Raw genomic sequence first — 15969 nt, 5'->3', positions numbered from 1 at the left:
TCAAGACGAACGTCCTACACGCCTTGAAGACTTTGACGCGGCGAAAGGACTAACGGTCGAAAAAAATCGAAAAAACTTAGCCTGAAAGCCGAATCGCCTGTCGCCGTGCCGAGTGATGGCCTCTATACTAGCTCCCCGTTTGTGCACCGCTCTAGTGCATTCGGCTGGAGCGCCACACCTCCCCTCACTCTCCATTAGAGCCGCGCAATAATGAGCCTGTTTTCCGCTGTCGAATTGGCACCCCGCGACCCCATCCTGGGCCTCAACGAAGCTTTCAACGCCGACACCCGTACCAACAAGGTCAACCTGGGTGTAGGTGTTTACTGCAATGAAGAGGGGCGTATTCCACTCCTGCGCGCCGTTGTCGAGGCCGAGACGGCTCGCGTGGCTCAGCACGTTTCCCGTGGCTACTTGCCGATCGACGGCATTGCCGCCTACGACCAGGCCGTGCAGACCTTGCTGTTCGGCAAGGATTCGCCGCTGATCGCCTCCGGTCGCGTCATCACCACCCAGGCCGTGGGCGGCACCGGCGCACTGAAGATCGGTGCCGACTTCCTCAAGCAACTGCTGCCTGACGCCGTCGTCGCCATCAGCGACCCAAGCTGGGAAAACCACCGCGCCCTGTTCGAAACCGCTGGTTTCCCGGTGCAGAACTATCGCTACTACGACGCCGCCACCCACGACGTGAACCGCAGCGGCCTGCTGGAAGACCTCAACGCCCTGCCCGACCGCTCGATCGTTGTGCTGCACGCCTGCTGCCACAACCCGACCGGCGTGGACCTGAGCCCGGAAGACTGGAAAAACGTGCTGGCCGTGGTCAAGGCCAAGAACCACGTTCCGTTCCTGGACATGGCCTACCAGGGCTTTGGCGCCGGTATCGACGAAGACGCGGCGGCCGTGCGCCTGTTCGCCGAGTCGGGCCTGACCTTCTTTGCCTCCAGCTCGTTCTCCAAGTCGTTCTCCCTGTACGGCGAGCGCGTCGGCGCCCTGTCGATCGTCAGCGAATCGAAAGAAGAAAGTGCCCGCGTGCTGTCCCAGGTCAAGCGCGTGATCCGCACCAACTACTCCAACCCACCGACCCACGGCGCCAGCATCGTCGCCGCCGTGCTCAACAGCCCGGAACTGCGGGCCCAGTGGGAAGCCGAGCTGGCCGAAATGCGCCTGCGCATTCGCGGCATGCGCATCCAGATGGTGGACATGCTGGCCAAGGCCGCCCCGCACCACGACTTCAGCTTCGTCGCACGCCAGAGCGGGATGTTCTCCTACTCCGGCCTGACCGTTGAACAAGTGACGCGCCTGCGCAACGAGTTCGGCATCTACGCCCTGGACACCGGCCGCATCTGCGTGGCCGCGCTGAACCAGAACAACATCGACGCGGTGACCAAGGCCATCGTCCAGGTGATCTGAAGGTCTCTGTAATGAAGAACGGGAAGCCATGGCTTCCCGTTTTTTTTGAGCCCGCACACCGACCCGTGGCGAGGGAGCTTGCTCCCGCTGGGCTGCGAAGCGGCCCTAAAGCCAGCCACCGCGGTGTGTCAGACTGATTGGCTCAAGCATTTCCTGGGGCTGCTACGCAGCCCAGCGGGAGCAAGCTCCCTCGCCACAAAAAGCCTCCAGGACTACAACTCCGTCGCCCGCTGGCTCGCCGCATCGTCGTACACGACGTACAGCGACTCGGCCACCTGGCTCTTGATCGCCTTGGTACTTTCCAGCCCCAGGACAAAACCCTCGGCCTTGCCCCCGGCACGGTTCAATTCCTCAGCCGTGCTGGCCTGGGTGATGGCGTCGTACAGTTTCTCGGCATGAGGCCCCACACCCTTGGGCAAGCTGATCTGGGCGGTACTCACAAGAGCACCTCGGCGCGGCGGGCACTGAGAAGAGGTAACAGGTGGTTCATGGCGCGTACCTTAATGTCGGCGAATGGCCGGCAGCGCATCCTGCCACTTCCGGGCGACCATGGTAGTCCTCTCCTGCCCTGACGGTAACTGCCAATCGTTGATTGACCATCAAAGGGCACCAGGAATGCGCCGCCCGCCAATGGACGCTTGACTTCTCTTTTCCAATCAGTAACATACGCGCCATTCCGCGATAGCTCAGTTGGTAGAGCAAGTGACTGTTAATCACTGGGTCCCTGGTTCGAGTCCAGGTCGTGGAGCCAGATAGCAAGCAATCAAGCCCCTGAATCGAAAGGTTCAGGGGCTTTTTTGTGGGAAAAATAAAGCGCAGCTGGTTGAAAAGACTTGCCGAGGTCGCTACAGGAACAATAATCCGGCGCCAAAAAGGCATTATGGTCTGAATCCTGCTTTCTTTTTTCCAACAACCCAAGCTGTCACGTGAGCGTCATGACAGGGCCGCAAACTGGCTCTGTCCGCCAACAACAGCTTCATAAAAACAAGGACGAAGGTATGCCAACACAAAACCCCCATCGCATCGTCGGCCTGTGCACCTCAAGCAAGGTGTACAACGTGCTGACCGAACTCAAGCAACTCGAAGGCCACCGCAGCGCCAAGTTCCTTTCCTTACTGGCGGAAAACCTGGTGCGCAAGGGCCTGCTCAACGAGCAGGAAGTGGTGCACATGCTCGATCTGGTCGTCGATTGAGCGACATCGATTCCTACTATTGAGCCGGTTGATTTTTCGTTACCCCCACTGAGTCGTAAGGTAACCCCCATCGATTGATGGAGGTGTCCCATGCCCAAGGTTCAAATCATGTCTGTCATTGGCAGCGCCGTCCCTGCCCCACTCCGGGAGCTCGGGTTGCTGGCCTGCTGGTATCTGGTGCAAGACGGCGTGACCATCAGCGGCCCGCTGACTTCACTGCCCGCCGCCCAGGCCCTGTCGCAACGCATCGGCCCGTACCTGCTGAGCGCCTAGGGCAACTGCACCCGCGGCGTGGTTTCGACGAACAGGGCCCAACTCGACATGAACAGCGCGGCGATCAGCGGCCCGATCACGAAGCCATTGAGCCCGAACACCGCCAGCCCGCCCAATGTCGAGACCAGCACCATGTAGTCGGGCATCTTGGTGTCCTTGCCCACCAGGATCGGGCGCAGGAAATTGTCCACCAGGCCGATCACGAACACCCCGAACAGCGTCAGCACCACGCCCTGCCAGATCGCCCCGGAAAGCAGGAAATACACCGCCACTGGCGCCCAGACGAGGCCCGCCCCCACCGCTGGCAACAACGACAGGAACGCCATCAGCACCGCCCAGGGCAACACCGTCGGAATCCCCAGGACCCAGAAGATCAGCCCACCCAGCGCCCCCTGGCTGATGGCGACCAGCAGGTTGCCTTTCACCGTGGCGCGCACCACTCGATTGAACTTCAGCTGCAGGCGGCGCTTTTGGTGTTCCGCCAAGGGAATGGCCATGCGCACCTTGCGCACCAGCTCCGCGCCGTCGCGCAGAAAGAAGAACAGCAGGTAGATCATCACGAAGAAGCTGACCATGAACTGAAAGGTGCCCTGCCCGAAACTGAAGGCCTGGGTGGCGAAGAACTCGCTGCCCTGCATCGCGCTCTTGACGATCTTGTCGCGCAAGCCGTTCAGGTTGCCCAGGCCGAAGCGGTCCAGCAGGTGCTGAAAGTACGGCGGCAAGGCATCCTTGAAACGGGCCAGGTAATCGGCAATGTCCAGTTCTCCGCTTTCCAGGCTCTTGTACAGCGCCGCGCCTTCCTGGACCAACAACGTGCTGATGATGATCACCGGCAAGATCGCGCTGACCACACAGATGCTCAACGTGAACAGCGACGTGACATTGCGGTGCCAGCCGAATTTCAACTGCAGGCGGCGCTGCATCGGCGCAAAGACGATGCCCAGGATCACCGCCCAGAACACCGCGCCGTAAAACGGCAGCAGAATCCAGATGAACGCGATGGTGACCAGCACCAGGAGCAGCATCTGGGCTTTGTTTTGCAGCATCTTTCGATTCATCAGCTTTCCATGTCCTAAGGCGGGATAAACATTAGTCAGCCAGGACTCGTGGGAGTGCCTTCTCGTTTGCGCCGTGCATTGATTCAGATCAATAAGGCCTGGCCGACCATGGGCTACCCTCGCCGCCTTTTGCGATCCGACGCCATCATGACCCTCGCCGCCCCCGAACTGCTGGCTCCCGCCGGTACCCTGAAAAACATGCGCTATGCCTTCGCCTACGGTGCCGATGCGGTGTATGCCGGCCAGCCGCGCTACAGCCTGCGGGTGCGCAACAACGAGTTCGACCATGCGAATCTGGCCTTGGGTATTGCCGAGGCCCAGGCCATGGGCAAGCGCTTCTACGTGGTGGTGAACATTGCCCCGCACAACGCCAAGCTGCGCACCTTCCTCAAAGACCTTGAACCGGTGATCGCCATGGCGCCGGACGCGCTGATCATGTCCGACCCGGGGCTGATCATGCTGGTGCGCCGGCACTTCCCCCAGATGCCGATTCACCTGTCGGTGCAGGCCAACACGGTGAACTGGGCGAGCGTCGAGTTCTGGCAGCAGCAGGGCTTGAGCCGGATCATCCTGTCCCGGGAACTGTCCCTGGAGGAAATCGCCGAGATCCGCGAGCAGGTGCCGGCCATGGAACTGGAAGTGTTCGTCCACGGAGCGCTGTGCATGGCTTATTCCGGGCGCTGCCTGCTGTCCGGCTATTTGAACAAGCGCGACGCCAACCAGGGCAGTTGCACCAATGCCTGTCGCTGGAAATATGCGGCACAACCGGCGGTGGAAAATACCGTGGGCGACATTGTGCAGAGCTATCAGCCCGAGCCGACCCTGGGCCTCGGCGCGCCCACCGACCAAGTGTTTTTGCTCCAGGAAGCCAACCGCCCGGAAGAATCCATGCCGGCCTTCGAGGACGAACACGGCACCTACATCATGAATGCCAAGGACCTGCGCGCCGTACAACACGTCGAGCGCCTGGCGCGCATGGGCGTGCACTCGCTGAAGATCGAAGGCCGGACCAAGTCGCACTTCTATTGCGCGCGCACCACCCAGGTGTATCGCCGGGCCATCGATGACGCGGTGGCCGGGCGGGAATTCGATCGTGGCCTGATGACCGACCTGGAGTCCCTGGCCCAGCGCGGCTACACCGAAGGTTTTCTGAGGCGCCACGTGCACGACGAATACCAGAACTACCAGAACGGCAGCTCGGTGTCGGAGCGCCAGCAGTTCGTTGGCGAACTGACCGGCGAACGGCGCGAACGCCTGGCCGAAGTGCGGGTGAAGAACCGCTTTGGCCTGGGGGATCACATGGAACTGATGACCCCCAAGGGCAATTTCCACTTCGACCTGCATCAGTTGCAGAATGCCAAAGGCCAGGGCATCGAGGTGGCACCGGGGGATGGACACGTGGTGTACCTGCCCATCCCGGATGCGGTGGACCTGCGGTTTGGGTTGTTGATGCGCGATGTGCGCGAGTTGCCTGCCTGATTATGGCAATGTGGCAATGTGGCGAGGGAGCTTGCTCCCGCTGGGCTGCGGAGCAGCCCCAAAAAGGTGATCAGCCCGTTACACCGAGGTGCCTGGTTCCAGGGTTGCTTCGCAACCCAGCGGGAGCAAGCTCCCTCGCCACTTACCCGGCAGGAACTGCCGAAGGCTGCGATCCTTCTTTCTCGATAAGACCCGGTTGCCCGGGTGAAAACATCTGGATCGAGAGCAAAAGATCGCAGCCTTCGGCAGCTCCTGCTGCGATGGGATCAGATCCGGAACTGCCCCACCAGCTTGCCCAGGCGCTGGCCCAGGTCAGCCAGGCTGCGGGAGGTCTGGGCGCCGAGCTGGGTTTCGTCGGCGACGCTGTCCACCGCCACGGCGATCTGATGCACGCTGCGGTTGATTTCCTCGGCCACCGCGGTCTGTTCTTCGGCAGCGCTGGCGATCTGGGCGTTCATCGAGTTGATGGTGCCGATCAGTTGCGCCATGGTGTCCAGGGAGGCGCCCGCCTCGTTGGCCCGTTCCGAGGTGCCGTCGCCGGCCTCACTGGAACGGCGCATCGCTTCCACCGCCGCGTGGGTGCCTGATTGCAGGCGATCGATCATGCCCTGGATTTCCTGGGTGCTCTGCTGGGTCCGGCTGGCCAGGGCCCGCACTTCATCGGCCACCACGGCAAACCCACGCCCTGCCTCGCCAGCACGTGCGGCCTCGATGGCGGCGTTGAGGGCCAGCAGGTTGGTCTGTTCGGCAATCGAACGAATCACCCCGAGCACGCTGACGATCGAGGCCACGTCCTGCTGCAGGCTGTCCAGGGACACGCCGCTGCTGCGGATATCGTTCACCAACGCATGAATCTGCTGGATGCTGCCGGCCACCACACGCTTGGCCGATTGTCCTTCCTCGTCGGTCTGCTGGGCCGCGACGGCGGCACCCTGGGCGCTGCGGGCGACTTCCTGGGCTGCCGAGGACATCTCGTTGATCGCCGTGGCGACCTGATCGGTTTCGTGGCGCTGGCGTTCCATGGCCTGCTCGGAGCGCTGGGCCTGCTCGGAGACTTGCGTCACCAGCCCGGTCAGTTGCGAGGTCATGTCGGTGATCTGCCGCACCAGGCCGTGGATCTTGTCGACGAAGCGGTTGAACGAACCGGCCAGTTGGCCGAGCTCGTCCTGGCTGGTGATGGTCAGCCGACGGGTCAGGTCGCCCTCGCCCGCGGCGATGTCGTCGAGGTTGTCTTTCATCAGGTGCAGGGGACGCAGGATCGCATTGGCCAGCAACAGGCCCACGACCGCGATCACCAGCAACACCACGGCGGCGATCCCGACAATGCTCAATATCACGCCTTGTACACGATCGTGGACCTTGGCTTCCACCAGGGCCACCTGGGCCTCGATGCCGTCCAGGTTGACTGAGCTACCGACTGCCAGGTCCCACTTGGACAGGTACTCGGTGTAGCCGAGCTTGGGCACCAAGTCCTGGCTGCCGGGCAGTGGCGAGCTGTATTCCAGATAATGCGTTCCGTCCTTGGCGACTTTCACCAGGTCGCGGTTGACGTAGACACCGTTCGGGTCGCGGTTGTCCTTGAAACTCTTGCCAACGCCATCGGGGCTGTTGGCCTTGAACAGACGAATGGTCTCGGAGTCGTAGCCGAAGAAATAGCCGTCCTTGCCGTAGCTGATGTTCGACAGCAGCTTGATCGCCTGGGCACGCGCTTCATTATCGCCAGGCGCAGCGGCATCGTAGAGCGGCTTGATGGCGGTCAGGCCCACTGCCACATAGTTCTGCAGCGTGGCCTTGGCCTCGCTGAGCAGGCGTTCGCGGGTCTGCTGGACCTCTTTGCTAGCTTGCTCCTTCAAGATGAAAGCCGTGGTCAGGCTGATGATCACGGCGGACAGCAATACCGGCAGTATCGCAAGGGACAGGACTTTAGCCTTCAGGCTCAGGCGCATGCTGTTCACTCTTGTAGGTGTTATTGGCGTGGTTAGCTGTATTAACGGCACCGCACGGCAAAACTGTAGGACAGGTTTAACCGGCTATCGCGTACAGGCAGCAACTTCTTCGCGGGATTCAAAGGCCTCATCGCGAGCAAGCCCGCTCCCACAAGGGATCGCTGGTGCACACATATTCTGTGTTCATTGCGGATCCAGTGTGGGAGCGGGCTTGCTCGCGAAGGATGCGACTCGGTCCTTGAGCCCTGTTGAATCAGCCTTACAACACCATCGCCGCCACCCAACCAAACACCAGCAGCGGCAGGTTGTAGTGGATGAAGGTCGGGACCACGGTGTCCCAGATGTGATGGTGCTGGCCGTCGATGTTCAGGCCGGAGGTCGGGCCCAGGGTCGAGTCCGAGGCGGGCGAGCCGGCATCGCCCAGGGCGCCGGCGGTGCCGACGATGCAGACGATCGCCAGCGGGCTGAAGCCCAGTTGCAGGCACAATGGCACGAAAATCGTCGCCAGGATCGGCACCGTGGAAAACGACGAGCCGATGCCCATGGTCACCAGCAGCCCCACCAGCAACATCATCAGCGCGCCAATGCCCTTGTTGTGGCCGATCCAGGCCGCCGAAGACTCCACCAGGCTCTGGACTTCGCCGGTGGCCTTCATCACTTCGGCGAAGCCTGAGGCCGCGATCATGATGAAGCCGATCATCGCCATCATCTTCATGCCTTCGGTGAACAGGTCGTCAGTCTCGCGCCAGCGCACCACCCCCGACAGCGAGAAAATCAGGAACCCGACCAGGGCGCCGATGATCATCGAGTCCACCAGCAGTTGCACCGCGAACGCCGCCGCCACCGCAAAACCGGCCACCATCAGGCTCAGTGGGTTGTAGCGCACGGCCACTTGCTCGACCCGGGCGATTTTCTTCAGGTCATAGACGCGCTTCTTGCGGTAGGAGAACAATGACAACAGCAGACCAAACACCATGCCCAGCGCCGGAATGCCCATGGCATGGGTGACGTTGATGCCGCTGACGTCCACGCCGCTGCGGGCGATGTTGGCCAGGAGGATTTCGTTGAGGAAGATATTGCCGAAACCAACCGGCAGGAACATGTAGGGGGTGATCAGGCCGAAGGTCATGACGCAGGCGATCAACCGGCGGTCCAGCTGCAACTTGGTCAGCACATAGAGCAGCGGCGGCACCAGCAGCGGAATGAAAGCGATATGGATCGGCAAAATGTTCTGGGAGGCGACCGCGACCGTTCCCAGCAAACCGATCAGCACCCATTTGACGCCCCTGCCGCCGGCAGTGTCCTGGCGATCCACCAGGGCCAGGGCTTTGTCCGCCAGGGCGTGGGCCATGCCGGACTTGGCAATCGCCACGGCGAACGCGCCGAGCAAGGCGTAGGACAGCGCCACCGTCGCACCACCACCCAGGCCGGCGTTGAACGCCTTGAGCGTCGCCTCGATCCCCAGGCCACCCGTCAGGCCACCCACCAACGCACCGATAATCAGCGCGATCACCACATGCACGCGGGCCAGGCTGAGCACCAGCATGACGCCAACCGCGGCAATTACTGCATTTATCATCATTACCTCAAAGCACAGCGATGGAAAGCCACCGGACAAAAAGGTCGCGACTTTGCAGCAAGCGGCGGCAAGCTGCAAGGGCCGTGGGGCGGGTTTTCAAATCTCGCAATATTGACTACCACCGCCGCCCCACCCTAGTGGGAGCGAGCTTGCTCGCGATAGCGATCTTTCGGTAGCTATCCATGTGGCTGAACTGACGCCATCGCGAGCAAGCTCGCTCCCACAGGAGGGCGGCGCCATGCGATAGAGGTCAGCGCTTGGGCAACTCAATCACGACCTTCAATCCACCCCACTCGCTGTCGTCCAACGCCAGCAGGCCGCCCCAGGTGTCGACGATGTCCCGCACGATGCCCAGGCCCAAGCCGTGTCCATCGGTCTGTTCATCCAGCCGCGTGCCGCGGCTGAACACCTGGTCGCGGCGATCCCTGGGGATGCCCGGGCCGTCGTCTTCCACGGCCAGACTGAATCCGTCGGCTGTCTCGGTCATGGTCAGGCGCACTTCGGCATCGGCCCATTTGCAGGCGTTGTCCAACAGGTTGCCCAACAATTCCAGCAGGTCTTCACGATCCCAGGGCAGGTGCAGGCCCGGCGGGGCGGCGTAGCTCAGGTGCAGGTGTTCGCCGTGGATCATGTTCAGCGTGGCGAGCAATCCTGGCAACTCGGCATCGCAGTCCAGGTGCGCGCCGGGCAAGGCATCGCCGGACAAGCGGGCGCGGTTGAGTTCCCGGTTCAGGCGCTGGCGGACCTGCTCCAGTTGATCGAGCAGCAGCTTGCGCAACTCGGGATACGGATCGAGCTTCTCGTTCGAAGCCAGGCTTTGCAGCACCGCCAGCGGGGTCTTCAAGGCATGGCCGAGGTTGCCCAGGGCGTTGCGTGAACGCTTGAGGCTGTCCTCGGTGTGAGCCAGCAGATGGTTGATTTGCGCCACCAGCGGTTCCAGCTCCCGTGGCACCTGTTCGTCGAGTTGCGAACGCTGCCCACGCTGCAACTGGGCAATCTGCTCCCGCGCCCGGTCCAGCGGACGCAAGGCGCGGCGCACGGTGATGCGTTGCAGCAACAGAATCAACAGCAACCCCGCCAACCCGAGCCCCAGGCCGATCTGCTGCATTCGGCGGAAGCTGTCACGCACCGGCGTGTAATCCTGGGCCACGCTGATGGAGATCGCCTGGCCCAGCCGTCGATAGTCGGTGCGCAGCACCAGCAGCTTCTGGCCCTCAGGCCCCAGTTGCAGGTTGCTGTGCAGGCCCGGGTGATCGAGCCGGGGCAATTCCTGGTCCCACAGGGAGCGGGAGCGCCAGTGCACATCGGCAAAGTCGATACGGAAATAATGTCCGGAAAACGGCCGCTGATAGGCCGGCGACAAGCGTCGTTCATCCAGTTGCAGCCCCTGCGGGCCGCGCACCAGGGCCACCAGCAGGTTTTCGCTGTCGTTGCGCAGCCCGGCTTCCAGGTAACGCTGCAAGCCCAGCTCGAACAACCATAGGCTGGTCTGTGCCAGAACCAGGCCGACCACCACCATCACACCGATCAACCCCAGGCTCAGGCGCCGCTGGATGGATCTCACTGCGCCTGCCCGCCGAACAGGTAACCCTGGCCGCGACGGGTTTCGATCACGCTGCGGCCCAGCTTGCGCCGCAGGTGATTGACGTGGACTTCAAGCACGTTGGAATCGCGCTCGGTCTCACCGTCGTACAGGTGTTCGGCGAGATGGCTTTTAGAAAGGATCTGCTCGGGATGCAGCATGAAATAGCGCAACAGGCGGAACTCGGCGGCCGTGAGCTGGATGTCGGTGCCGTCGCGGACCACGCACTGGCGACTCTCATCCAGGTGCAACCCGGCCGACTTCAGCGTCGGCTGGTTGACCTGGCCGTGGGAGCGGCGCAGCAACGCCTGGATCCGCAACTGCAGCTCTTCAGGATGAAAAGGTTTGGTCAGGTAATCGTCGGCCCCGGCCTTGAGGCCTTCGATGCGCTCGGCCCAGGAACCGCGCGCGGTAAGGATCAACACTGGCGTGCTCAAGCCACCGGCACGCCATTGGGCGAGCACCTCAAGCCCCGGCACGCCCGGCAGGCCGAGATCGAGGATGATCAGGTCGTAGGGTTCGCTGCTGCCCTGGTACACCGCGTCGCGACCATCGGCGAGCCAGTCGACGGCGTAGCCCTGGCGTGCAAGCCCGGCCATCAGTTCGTCGGCCAGGGGCACGTGATCTTCCACCAGAAGCAGGCGCATCAGTCTTCCTTATCTTTGAGTAAGCGGCCGGTCGCGGCCTCCAGGTCCAATTCGCGCACGACGCCGTCGGTATCCAGCAGCTCGACCTCATAAATATAGACGCCGTGTTTCTCCTCCAGCTCGGCTTCCAGCAGTTTGGCGCCCGGGTGCAGGTCCAGCGCCTGTTGCAGCAGTTGCTCCAGCGGCAAGATCACACCCTGCTGGCGCAGTTGCAGGGCCTCGTCCTGATCCAGGTCCCGGGCCACGGCCAGCGAACAAAACGCCAGCAGCGCCAGCGCCCATCGATTATGGGCGCGCAGATTAAGCTTCATTACGTATCCTGATGATTCTTGAGCACCTTGCCGTTGGTGGCGTCCAATTCCAGATCCCACTCAATGCCCTTCGTATCGCGCAAATCCACCTGGTAAATGTACTTGCCGTACTCTTCGTCCAGCTCGGTATCGGTCAAGGTGGCGCCAGGGTGTTCGGCCAGGGCAGCGGCGTTGAGTTTTTCAAAGGACAGGATGGTACCAGCGTCTTGCAGTTTGCGGGCTTCGTCCGTGTCCAGGTCTCGTGCGTGAACCAGGCTGGTTCCCAGTGCCATCAGGGTCGCGATAAAAAAGGCAGTCAGGCGGTTCATGGGGTATCTCCTTCTTATAATCTTTACCGGGGCGACTGTATCGGGGTGAACTTAACTGAAACTGAATGGCCATCATGGGACCCACATCAATAACAAGGTTTTGTGTCGTTATAATCAGCCGCTTACCCGCATTCGAGACCGGTATGACCGCCATCCACATCAAGTTTCCCGCCCTCACCCTCAAGGCCGGCCCCCGTGCGTTCGCGCGGATTCGCCAGGCCGGCTTGAACGCCGCCGACGTCGGCATCCTGCCGGGCGCTGCCGGTGGTCCCAAGGCCCTGGGCATCCAGGGGCTGGACTTGGCGCTGTTCGACGAATGGCTGCCCGCCGCGCCCCGGGAGCGCTCGCTGATCGGGGCCTCGGTGGGTGCCTGGCGCTTCGCCAGCGCCTGCCTGCCGGATGCCGCCGAGGGCATCCGGCGCCTGGGCACCTTGTACAACGAACAAAGCTTTGCCAAAGGCGTGACCATGGCCGGGGTCAGCCAAAGCTCGCAACGCATGCTCGATGATTTGCTCGACGGCCGCGACGCTTCGATCCTCGATAACCCGCGATACCGGCTCAACATCATGGTGGTCAAGAGCCACGGCCTGCTGGCCCAGGATCATCGCGGCCGGCTGGGCCTGGGCTTGTCGTCGGTGATCGCCGACAACCTGCGAGGTCGGGCGCGGCTGTCGCGGCATTTCGAACGGCTGATCATCCATGACCCGCGCCTGGCCCCGCCCCTGCATCCGTTGAATGACTTTCCGTCACGCTTCGTTCCGCTGGCGGCCGGCAACCTGCGCCAGGCCCTGCTGGCCTCGGGCTCGATCCCGATGGTGATGGAAGGCGTGCGCGACCTGCCGGGCGCCGGTGCCGGTACCTACCGCGACGGCGGTCTGCTGGACTACCACCTCGACCTGCCCTACAGCGGCGAGGACATCGTGCTCTACCCGCATTTCACCGACCGGGTCATCCCCGGCTGGTTCGACAAGGGCCTGCCGTGGCGCCGGGGCAACGTCGACCGCCTGCAAGACGTGCTGCTGCTGGCACCGTCCCGTGAATACCTGGCGCGCCTGCCCTACGGCAAACTGCCGGACCGCAACGACTTCAAGCGCTTCATGGGGGATGACCCGAGCCGCCGCAAGTACTGGCGCACGGCGATGGACGAGAGCCGCCGGCTCGGTGACGAGTTCCTGGAGCTGACGGCCAACGGTGGCTTGGGCGAACGTTTGCTGACCCTTTAGTCAGCACGGTCGCGCAACACCGTTATCAAACTGATAAACTCCGCCGCCTGCCTTGCGCACCGATATCTAAAGAGCCCGAACCTGTGGAAATTTTCAAAGAGTTTACCTTCGAATCCGCCCACCGCCTGCCCCACGTGCCGGACGGCCACAAGTGCGGCCGCCTTCACGGCCACTCGTTCAAAGTGGCGATCCACCTGAGCGGCGACATCGATCCACACACGGGCTGGATTCGTGACTTCTCGGAAATCAAGGCGATCTTCAAGCCGCTCTACGAGCGCCTGGACCACAACTACCTCAACGACATTCCTGGCCTGGAAAACCCCACCAGCGAAGTCCTGGCCAAGTGGATCTGGAATGAATTGAAGCCATTGCTGCCGGAACTCAGCGCCATCCGCATCCATGAGACCTGCACCAGCGGTTGCATCTACCACGGCGAATAACCCCTTTTCCTTGTGGCAAGGGAGCTTCTGTGGCGAGGGAGCTTGCTCCCGCTGGGCTGGGCAGCAGCCCCAAAAGCAGCGACTCGATTCAACCTGATACACCGCAATCTCAGGCTTGAGGACCGCTTCGCGGCCAGCGGGAGCAAGCTCCCTCGCCACAAGGGTGTCTCCCCAGCTCAATGGCATTGGCCTATGCTCTAGCCCCTGAGCCATTTTCTGGGGAGTATCGATCATGACCCACTGGACGCTGGATCAAACATACGACTTCAACGGGCACTGCATCCGCTACGCCATCCACGGCGATGGCCCGCCGTTGGTGTTTGTCCACGGCACTCCTTTCTCTTCCTACGTGTGGCACCGGATCGCCCCGCTGTTCTTCGCCACCCACCGGGTGCATTACTTCGACCTGCTGGGGTATGGCCAATCCGCGCAACCCGATGCCGACGTGTCCCTCGGCGTGCAAAACCTGTTGTTCGCACAATTGCTGGAGCATTGGCGCCTGGATTGCCCGGATGTGGTGGCCCATGACTTTGGCGGTGCCACGGCCCTGCGCACGCACCTGCTAAACGGCAAGGATTACCGCAGCCTGACCCTGATCGACCCCGTGGCGCTGTCACCCTGGGGTTCGCCCTTTGTGCAGCATGTCCGCCAGCATGAAGCGGCCTTCAGCGGCCTGCCCGACTACATTCAGCGGGCCATCGTGCCGACCTATGTCCGCGGCGCGATCAAACGGGACATCCCGGACGCGGAACTGGCGCCCTACGTGCAGCCTTGGCTTGGCGAGCCGGGCCAGGCGGCGTTCTACCGGCAGATCGCGCAGATGGACGAACGCTACACCCGGGAAGCCGAGAGGCTGTATCCGAACGTGCGCTGCCCGACCCAGATCCTGTGGGGCGAGGATGATCAGTGGATTCCCATCGAGCGCGGCCGGGCCCTGCAACGGATGATCCCAGGGGCACAATTTCATCCCATTCCAAATGCCGGGCACCTGGTCCAGGAAGACGCGCCGGAGGCCATCGTCGCGGCGGTGTTGCGGTTCCTACCATTGCATCTTGGTCCCTGAAGAAACCGCTCCCACAGGGGATTCCCTGCGAGTGAGATCCGTGTTCCAACTTGAATCACTCTTGCACCGCTTTTGGTCCCTGCGCCCACCCAATCCCCAGGATTGTCTATAAATAACCTCGCGATCACTCGCTTGGCACGGGCGCTGCACGTTTGCGATATCCCCCTCATCCGCAAGGACCGCCACATGACTCAGAACGATCCGGGCAATGACTATCCCTTGAGCGAAGTCCCGATGCACGCTCGCAAGGGCCTGGCCTCCACGGCCATGGTGCTGCTGGGTTTCACCTTTTTCACCGCCACCATGTTTGCCGGCGGCAAGCTGGGGGTAGCGTTCGGTTTTGCCGAGATGCTCACGGTCATCGTCATCGGCAATCTGCTGCTGGGCCTCTACGCCGCAGGCCTGGGCTATATCGCCTTCAAGAGCGGGCTCAATTCGGTGTTGATGGGGCGTTTCTGTTTCGGCGAGGTGGGCAGCAAGCTCAGTGACTTGATCCTGGGGTTCACCCAGATCGGCTGGTACGCCTGGGGCACGGCGACTGCCGCAGTGGTGTTGGGCAAGTATTTCGAGTTGAGCGAGAGCACCGTGCTCGGGTTGATGGTGCTGTTCGGCCTGGGGTTCTGCGCCACGGCCTACATTGGTTATCGCGGCTTGGAAATCCTCTCCTACATTGCCGTGCCGGCCATGATGTTGCTGCTGATGCTGTCGATGTGGGTCGCGACGGTGAAGGTCGGTGGCTTCGAGGGCTTGTTGGCGGTGGTGCCGACGGGCAGCCTCGACTGGTCCACCGCCATCACGTTGGTGTTCGGCACCTTCGTCAGCGGCGCGACCCAGGCCACCAATTGGACGCGGTTCTCCCGCTCGGCGAAGGTCGCGGTGCTGGCGAGTCTGATCGGCTTCTTCCTAGGCAATGGGCTGATGGTGCTGATCGGCGCCTACGGGGCCATCGTCTATCAACAACCGGACGTGGTCGAAGTGTTGCTGCTGCAGGGCTTCGCCATGGCGGCGATGGCGATGCTGCTGCTCAACATCTGGAGCACCCAGGACAACACCATCTACAACTTCGCCGTGGCCGGTTGCAACCTGCTGCGCACCCGTCGGCGCAAGACCGTAACCCTCGGTGGCGCGGTGATCGGCACGTTGCTGGCGCTGCTGGGCATGTACGATCTGCTGGTGCCCTACCTGATCCTGCTGGGCACCGTCATCCCACCCATCGGCGGGGTCATCATGGCCGATTTCTTCTTCCGCTGGCGTGGTCGTTATCCGCGCCTGGCCGAGGCGCAACTGCCGGCGTTCAACTGGCCCGGGCTGTTGGCCTATGGGGTTGGCACCGTCGCGGCGTTCAATTCACCCTGGGTCGCGCCGCTGGTAGGAATCGCTGCCGGCGCGCTAACGTATGTGCTATTGATCAGCGTAATGGGTACTCGCACCGCTGATGCGTCCCTACAAAACCTCTAAAG

The 15969-nt window shown here is 62.3% G+C and carries 16 protein-coding genes, 1 tRNA gene and 1 pseudogene; 9 read left to right on the top strand and 9 right to left on the bottom strand.

Going from position 1 to position 15969, the window contains the following annotated elements; translation table 11 throughout:
- Positions 1 to 210: 210 nt before the first annotated feature.
- Positions 211 to 1407, top strand: a complete 1197-nt coding sequence (locus BLU76_RS09835; protein ID WP_014337444.1) for an amino acid aminotransferase — start codon at positions 211 to 213, stop codon at positions 1405 to 1407.
- A 212-nt stretch (positions 1408 to 1619) separates the two neighbouring features.
- On the opposite strand, the gene BLU76_RS09830 is transcribed toward BLU76_RS09835, so the two are convergent.
- Positions 1620 to 1847 (bottom strand): hypothetical protein, encoded by a 228-nt coding sequence (locus tag BLU76_RS09830; protein WP_063320300.1) that lies wholly within the window; start codon positions 1845 to 1847, stop codon positions 1620 to 1622.
- A 235-nt stretch (positions 1848 to 2082) separates the two neighbouring features.
- Between BLU76_RS09830 and BLU76_RS09825 the strand changes: the two genes are divergently transcribed.
- From BLU76_RS09825 to BLU76_RS09815, 3 genes are all read left to right on the top strand, one after another.
- Positions 2083 to 2158 (top strand) — tRNA-Asn (locus tag BLU76_RS09825).
- A 247-nt stretch (positions 2159 to 2405) separates the two neighbouring features.
- Complete coding sequence (locus BLU76_RS09820; RefSeq protein ID WP_003203896.1) at positions 2406 to 2600, top strand: hypothetical protein; 195 nt, start codon at positions 2406 to 2408, stop codon at positions 2598 to 2600.
- A 90-nt stretch (positions 2601 to 2690) separates the two neighbouring features.
- Positions 2691 to 2873, top strand: a complete 183-nt coding sequence (locus tag BLU76_RS09815; protein ID WP_003203898.1) for a hypothetical protein — start codon at positions 2691 to 2693, stop codon at positions 2871 to 2873.
- Here BLU76_RS09815 and BLU76_RS09810 read toward each other — a convergent pair.
- Positions 2870 to 3931 (bottom strand): AI-2E family transporter, encoded by a 1062-nt coding sequence (locus BLU76_RS09810; protein WP_092149254.1) that lies wholly within the window; start codon positions 3929 to 3931, stop codon positions 2870 to 2872. The genes BLU76_RS09815 and BLU76_RS09810 overlap by 4 nt on opposite strands.
- Before the next feature lie 147 nt (positions 3932 to 4078).
- Between BLU76_RS09810 and yegQ the strand changes: the two genes are divergently transcribed.
- Positions 4079 to 5410: a prephenate-dependent tRNA uridine(34) hydroxylase TrhP gene (gene yegQ / locus BLU76_RS09805; RefSeq protein WP_092149341.1), complete on the top strand. Its 1332-nt coding sequence runs from the start codon at positions 4079 to 4081 to the stop codon at positions 5408 to 5410.
- A 266-nt stretch (positions 5411 to 5676) separates the two neighbouring features.
- On the opposite strand, the gene BLU76_RS32275 is transcribed toward yegQ, so the two are convergent.
- The 7 genes and pseudogenes from BLU76_RS32275 to BLU76_RS09775 all read right to left on the bottom strand — a co-directional run bounded on the left by BLU76_RS32275 (position 5677) and on the right by BLU76_RS09775 (position 11783).
- Positions 5677 to 6432: a methyl-accepting chemotaxis protein gene (locus BLU76_RS32275; RefSeq protein ID WP_371856978.1), complete on the bottom strand. Its 756-nt coding sequence runs from the start codon at positions 6430 to 6432 to the stop codon at positions 5677 to 5679.
- Positions 6433 to 6534: 102 nt separating this feature from the next.
- Positions 6535 to 7356, bottom strand: a pseudogene (locus BLU76_RS32270) (cache domain-containing protein); the annotation flags it as partial.
- A gap of 259 nt (positions 7357 to 7615) precedes the next feature.
- Complete coding sequence (locus BLU76_RS09795) at positions 7616 to 8932, bottom strand: Na+/H+ antiporter family protein (RefSeq protein ID WP_161951748.1); 1317 nt, start codon at positions 8930 to 8932, stop codon at positions 7616 to 7618.
- A gap of 253 nt (positions 8933 to 9185) precedes the next feature.
- Positions 9186 to 10499 (bottom strand): sensor histidine kinase, encoded by a 1314-nt coding sequence (locus BLU76_RS09790; RefSeq protein WP_063320295.1) that lies wholly within the window; start codon positions 10497 to 10499, stop codon positions 9186 to 9188.
- The gene (locus BLU76_RS09785) at positions 10496 to 11164 is read right to left on the bottom strand and encodes a response regulator transcription factor (protein ID WP_063320294.1); all 669 of its coding nucleotides are present in this window, start codon (positions 11162 to 11164) and stop codon (positions 10496 to 10498) included. The genes BLU76_RS09790 and BLU76_RS09785 overlap by 4 nt, the downstream gene beginning before the upstream one ends.
- Positions 11164 to 11475, bottom strand: a complete 312-nt coding sequence (locus BLU76_RS09780; RefSeq protein ID WP_063320293.1) for a PepSY domain-containing protein — start codon at positions 11473 to 11475, stop codon at positions 11164 to 11166. Before BLU76_RS09780 ends, BLU76_RS09785 begins: the two co-directional genes overlap by 1 nt.
- Positions 11475 to 11783: a PepSY domain-containing protein gene (locus BLU76_RS09775; protein WP_063320292.1), complete on the bottom strand. Its 309-nt coding sequence runs from the start codon at positions 11781 to 11783 to the stop codon at positions 11475 to 11477. The genes BLU76_RS09780 and BLU76_RS09775 overlap by 1 nt, the downstream gene beginning before the upstream one ends.
- A gap of 143 nt (positions 11784 to 11926) precedes the next feature.
- Between BLU76_RS09775 and BLU76_RS09770 the strand changes: the two genes are divergently transcribed.
- The 4 genes from BLU76_RS09770 (at position 11927) to codB (ending at position 15967) form a co-directional block, all read left to right on the top strand.
- Positions 11927 to 13006: a hypothetical protein gene (locus BLU76_RS09770; RefSeq protein ID WP_092149248.1), complete on the top strand. Its 1080-nt coding sequence runs from the start codon at positions 11927 to 11929 to the stop codon at positions 13004 to 13006.
- An 83-nt stretch (positions 13007 to 13089) separates the two neighbouring features.
- Positions 13090 to 13446, top strand: coding sequence for a 6-carboxytetrahydropterin synthase QueD (queD, locus tag BLU76_RS09765; RefSeq protein WP_003203918.1), 357 nt, complete (start codon positions 13090 to 13092; stop codon positions 13444 to 13446).
- A 232-nt stretch (positions 13447 to 13678) separates the two neighbouring features.
- On the top strand, positions 13679 to 14509 hold the full coding sequence (locus BLU76_RS09760) for an alpha/beta fold hydrolase (protein WP_092149245.1): 831 nt from the start codon (positions 13679 to 13681) through the stop codon (positions 14507 to 14509).
- A gap of 186 nt (positions 14510 to 14695) precedes the next feature.
- Positions 14696 to 15967 (top strand): cytosine permease, encoded by a 1272-nt coding sequence (gene codB / locus BLU76_RS09755; RefSeq protein WP_072345861.1) that lies wholly within the window; start codon positions 14696 to 14698, stop codon positions 15965 to 15967.
- Positions 15968 to 15969: the final 2 nt, after the last annotated feature.

This window comes from Pseudomonas sp. NFACC08-1 (assembly GCF_900106735.1).
Lineage (GTDB): Bacteria > Pseudomonadota > Gammaproteobacteria > Pseudomonadales > Pseudomonadaceae > Aquipseudomonas > Aquipseudomonas fluorescens_Q.
This window is presented reverse-complemented; position numbering and strand designations above follow the sequence as displayed.

What these genes read in the sequence shown, in the direction of transcription:
- codB (WP_072345861.1), top strand. Translation starts at nt 14,696, where the DNA reads ATGACTCAGAACGATCCGGGCAATGACTATCCCTTGAGCGAAGTCCCG.
- yegQ (WP_092149341.1), top strand. Translation starts at nt 4,079, where the DNA reads ATGACCCTCGCCGCCCCCGAACTGCTGGCTCCCGCCGGTACCCTGAAA.
- BLU76_RS09760 (WP_092149245.1), top strand. Translation starts at nt 13,679, where the DNA reads ATGACCCACTGGACGCTGGATCAAACATACGACTTCAACGGGCACTGC.
- BLU76_RS09810 (WP_092149254.1), bottom strand. Translation starts at nt 3,931, where the DNA reads ATGAATCGAAAGATGCTGCAAAACAAAGCCCAGATGCTGCTCCTGGTG.
- BLU76_RS09835 (WP_014337444.1), top strand. Translation starts at nt 211, where the DNA reads ATGAGCCTGTTTTCCGCTGTCGAATTGGCACCCCGCGACCCCATCCTG.
- BLU76_RS09815 (WP_003203898.1), top strand. Translation starts at nt 2,691, where the DNA reads ATGCCCAAGGTTCAAATCATGTCTGTCATTGGCAGCGCCGTCCCTGCC.
- BLU76_RS32275 (WP_371856978.1), bottom strand. Translation starts at nt 6,432, where the DNA reads ATGGAACGCCAGCGCCACGAAACCGATCAGGTCGCCACGGCGATCAAC.
- BLU76_RS09820 (WP_003203896.1), top strand. Translation starts at nt 2,406, where the DNA reads ATGCCAACACAAAACCCCCATCGCATCGTCGGCCTGTGCACCTCAAGC.
- BLU76_RS09775 (WP_063320292.1), bottom strand. Translation starts at nt 11,783, where the DNA reads ATGAACCGCCTGACTGCCTTTTTTATCGCGACCCTGATGGCACTGGGA.
- BLU76_RS09770 (WP_092149248.1), top strand. Translation starts at nt 11,927, where the DNA reads ATGACCGCCATCCACATCAAGTTTCCCGCCCTCACCCTCAAGGCCGGC.
- BLU76_RS09780 (WP_063320293.1), bottom strand. Translation starts at nt 11,475, where the DNA reads ATGAAGCTTAATCTGCGCGCCCATAATCGATGGGCGCTGGCGCTGCTG.
- BLU76_RS09785 (WP_063320294.1), bottom strand. Translation starts at nt 11,164, where the DNA reads ATGCGCCTGCTTCTGGTGGAAGATCACGTGCCCCTGGCCGACGAACTG.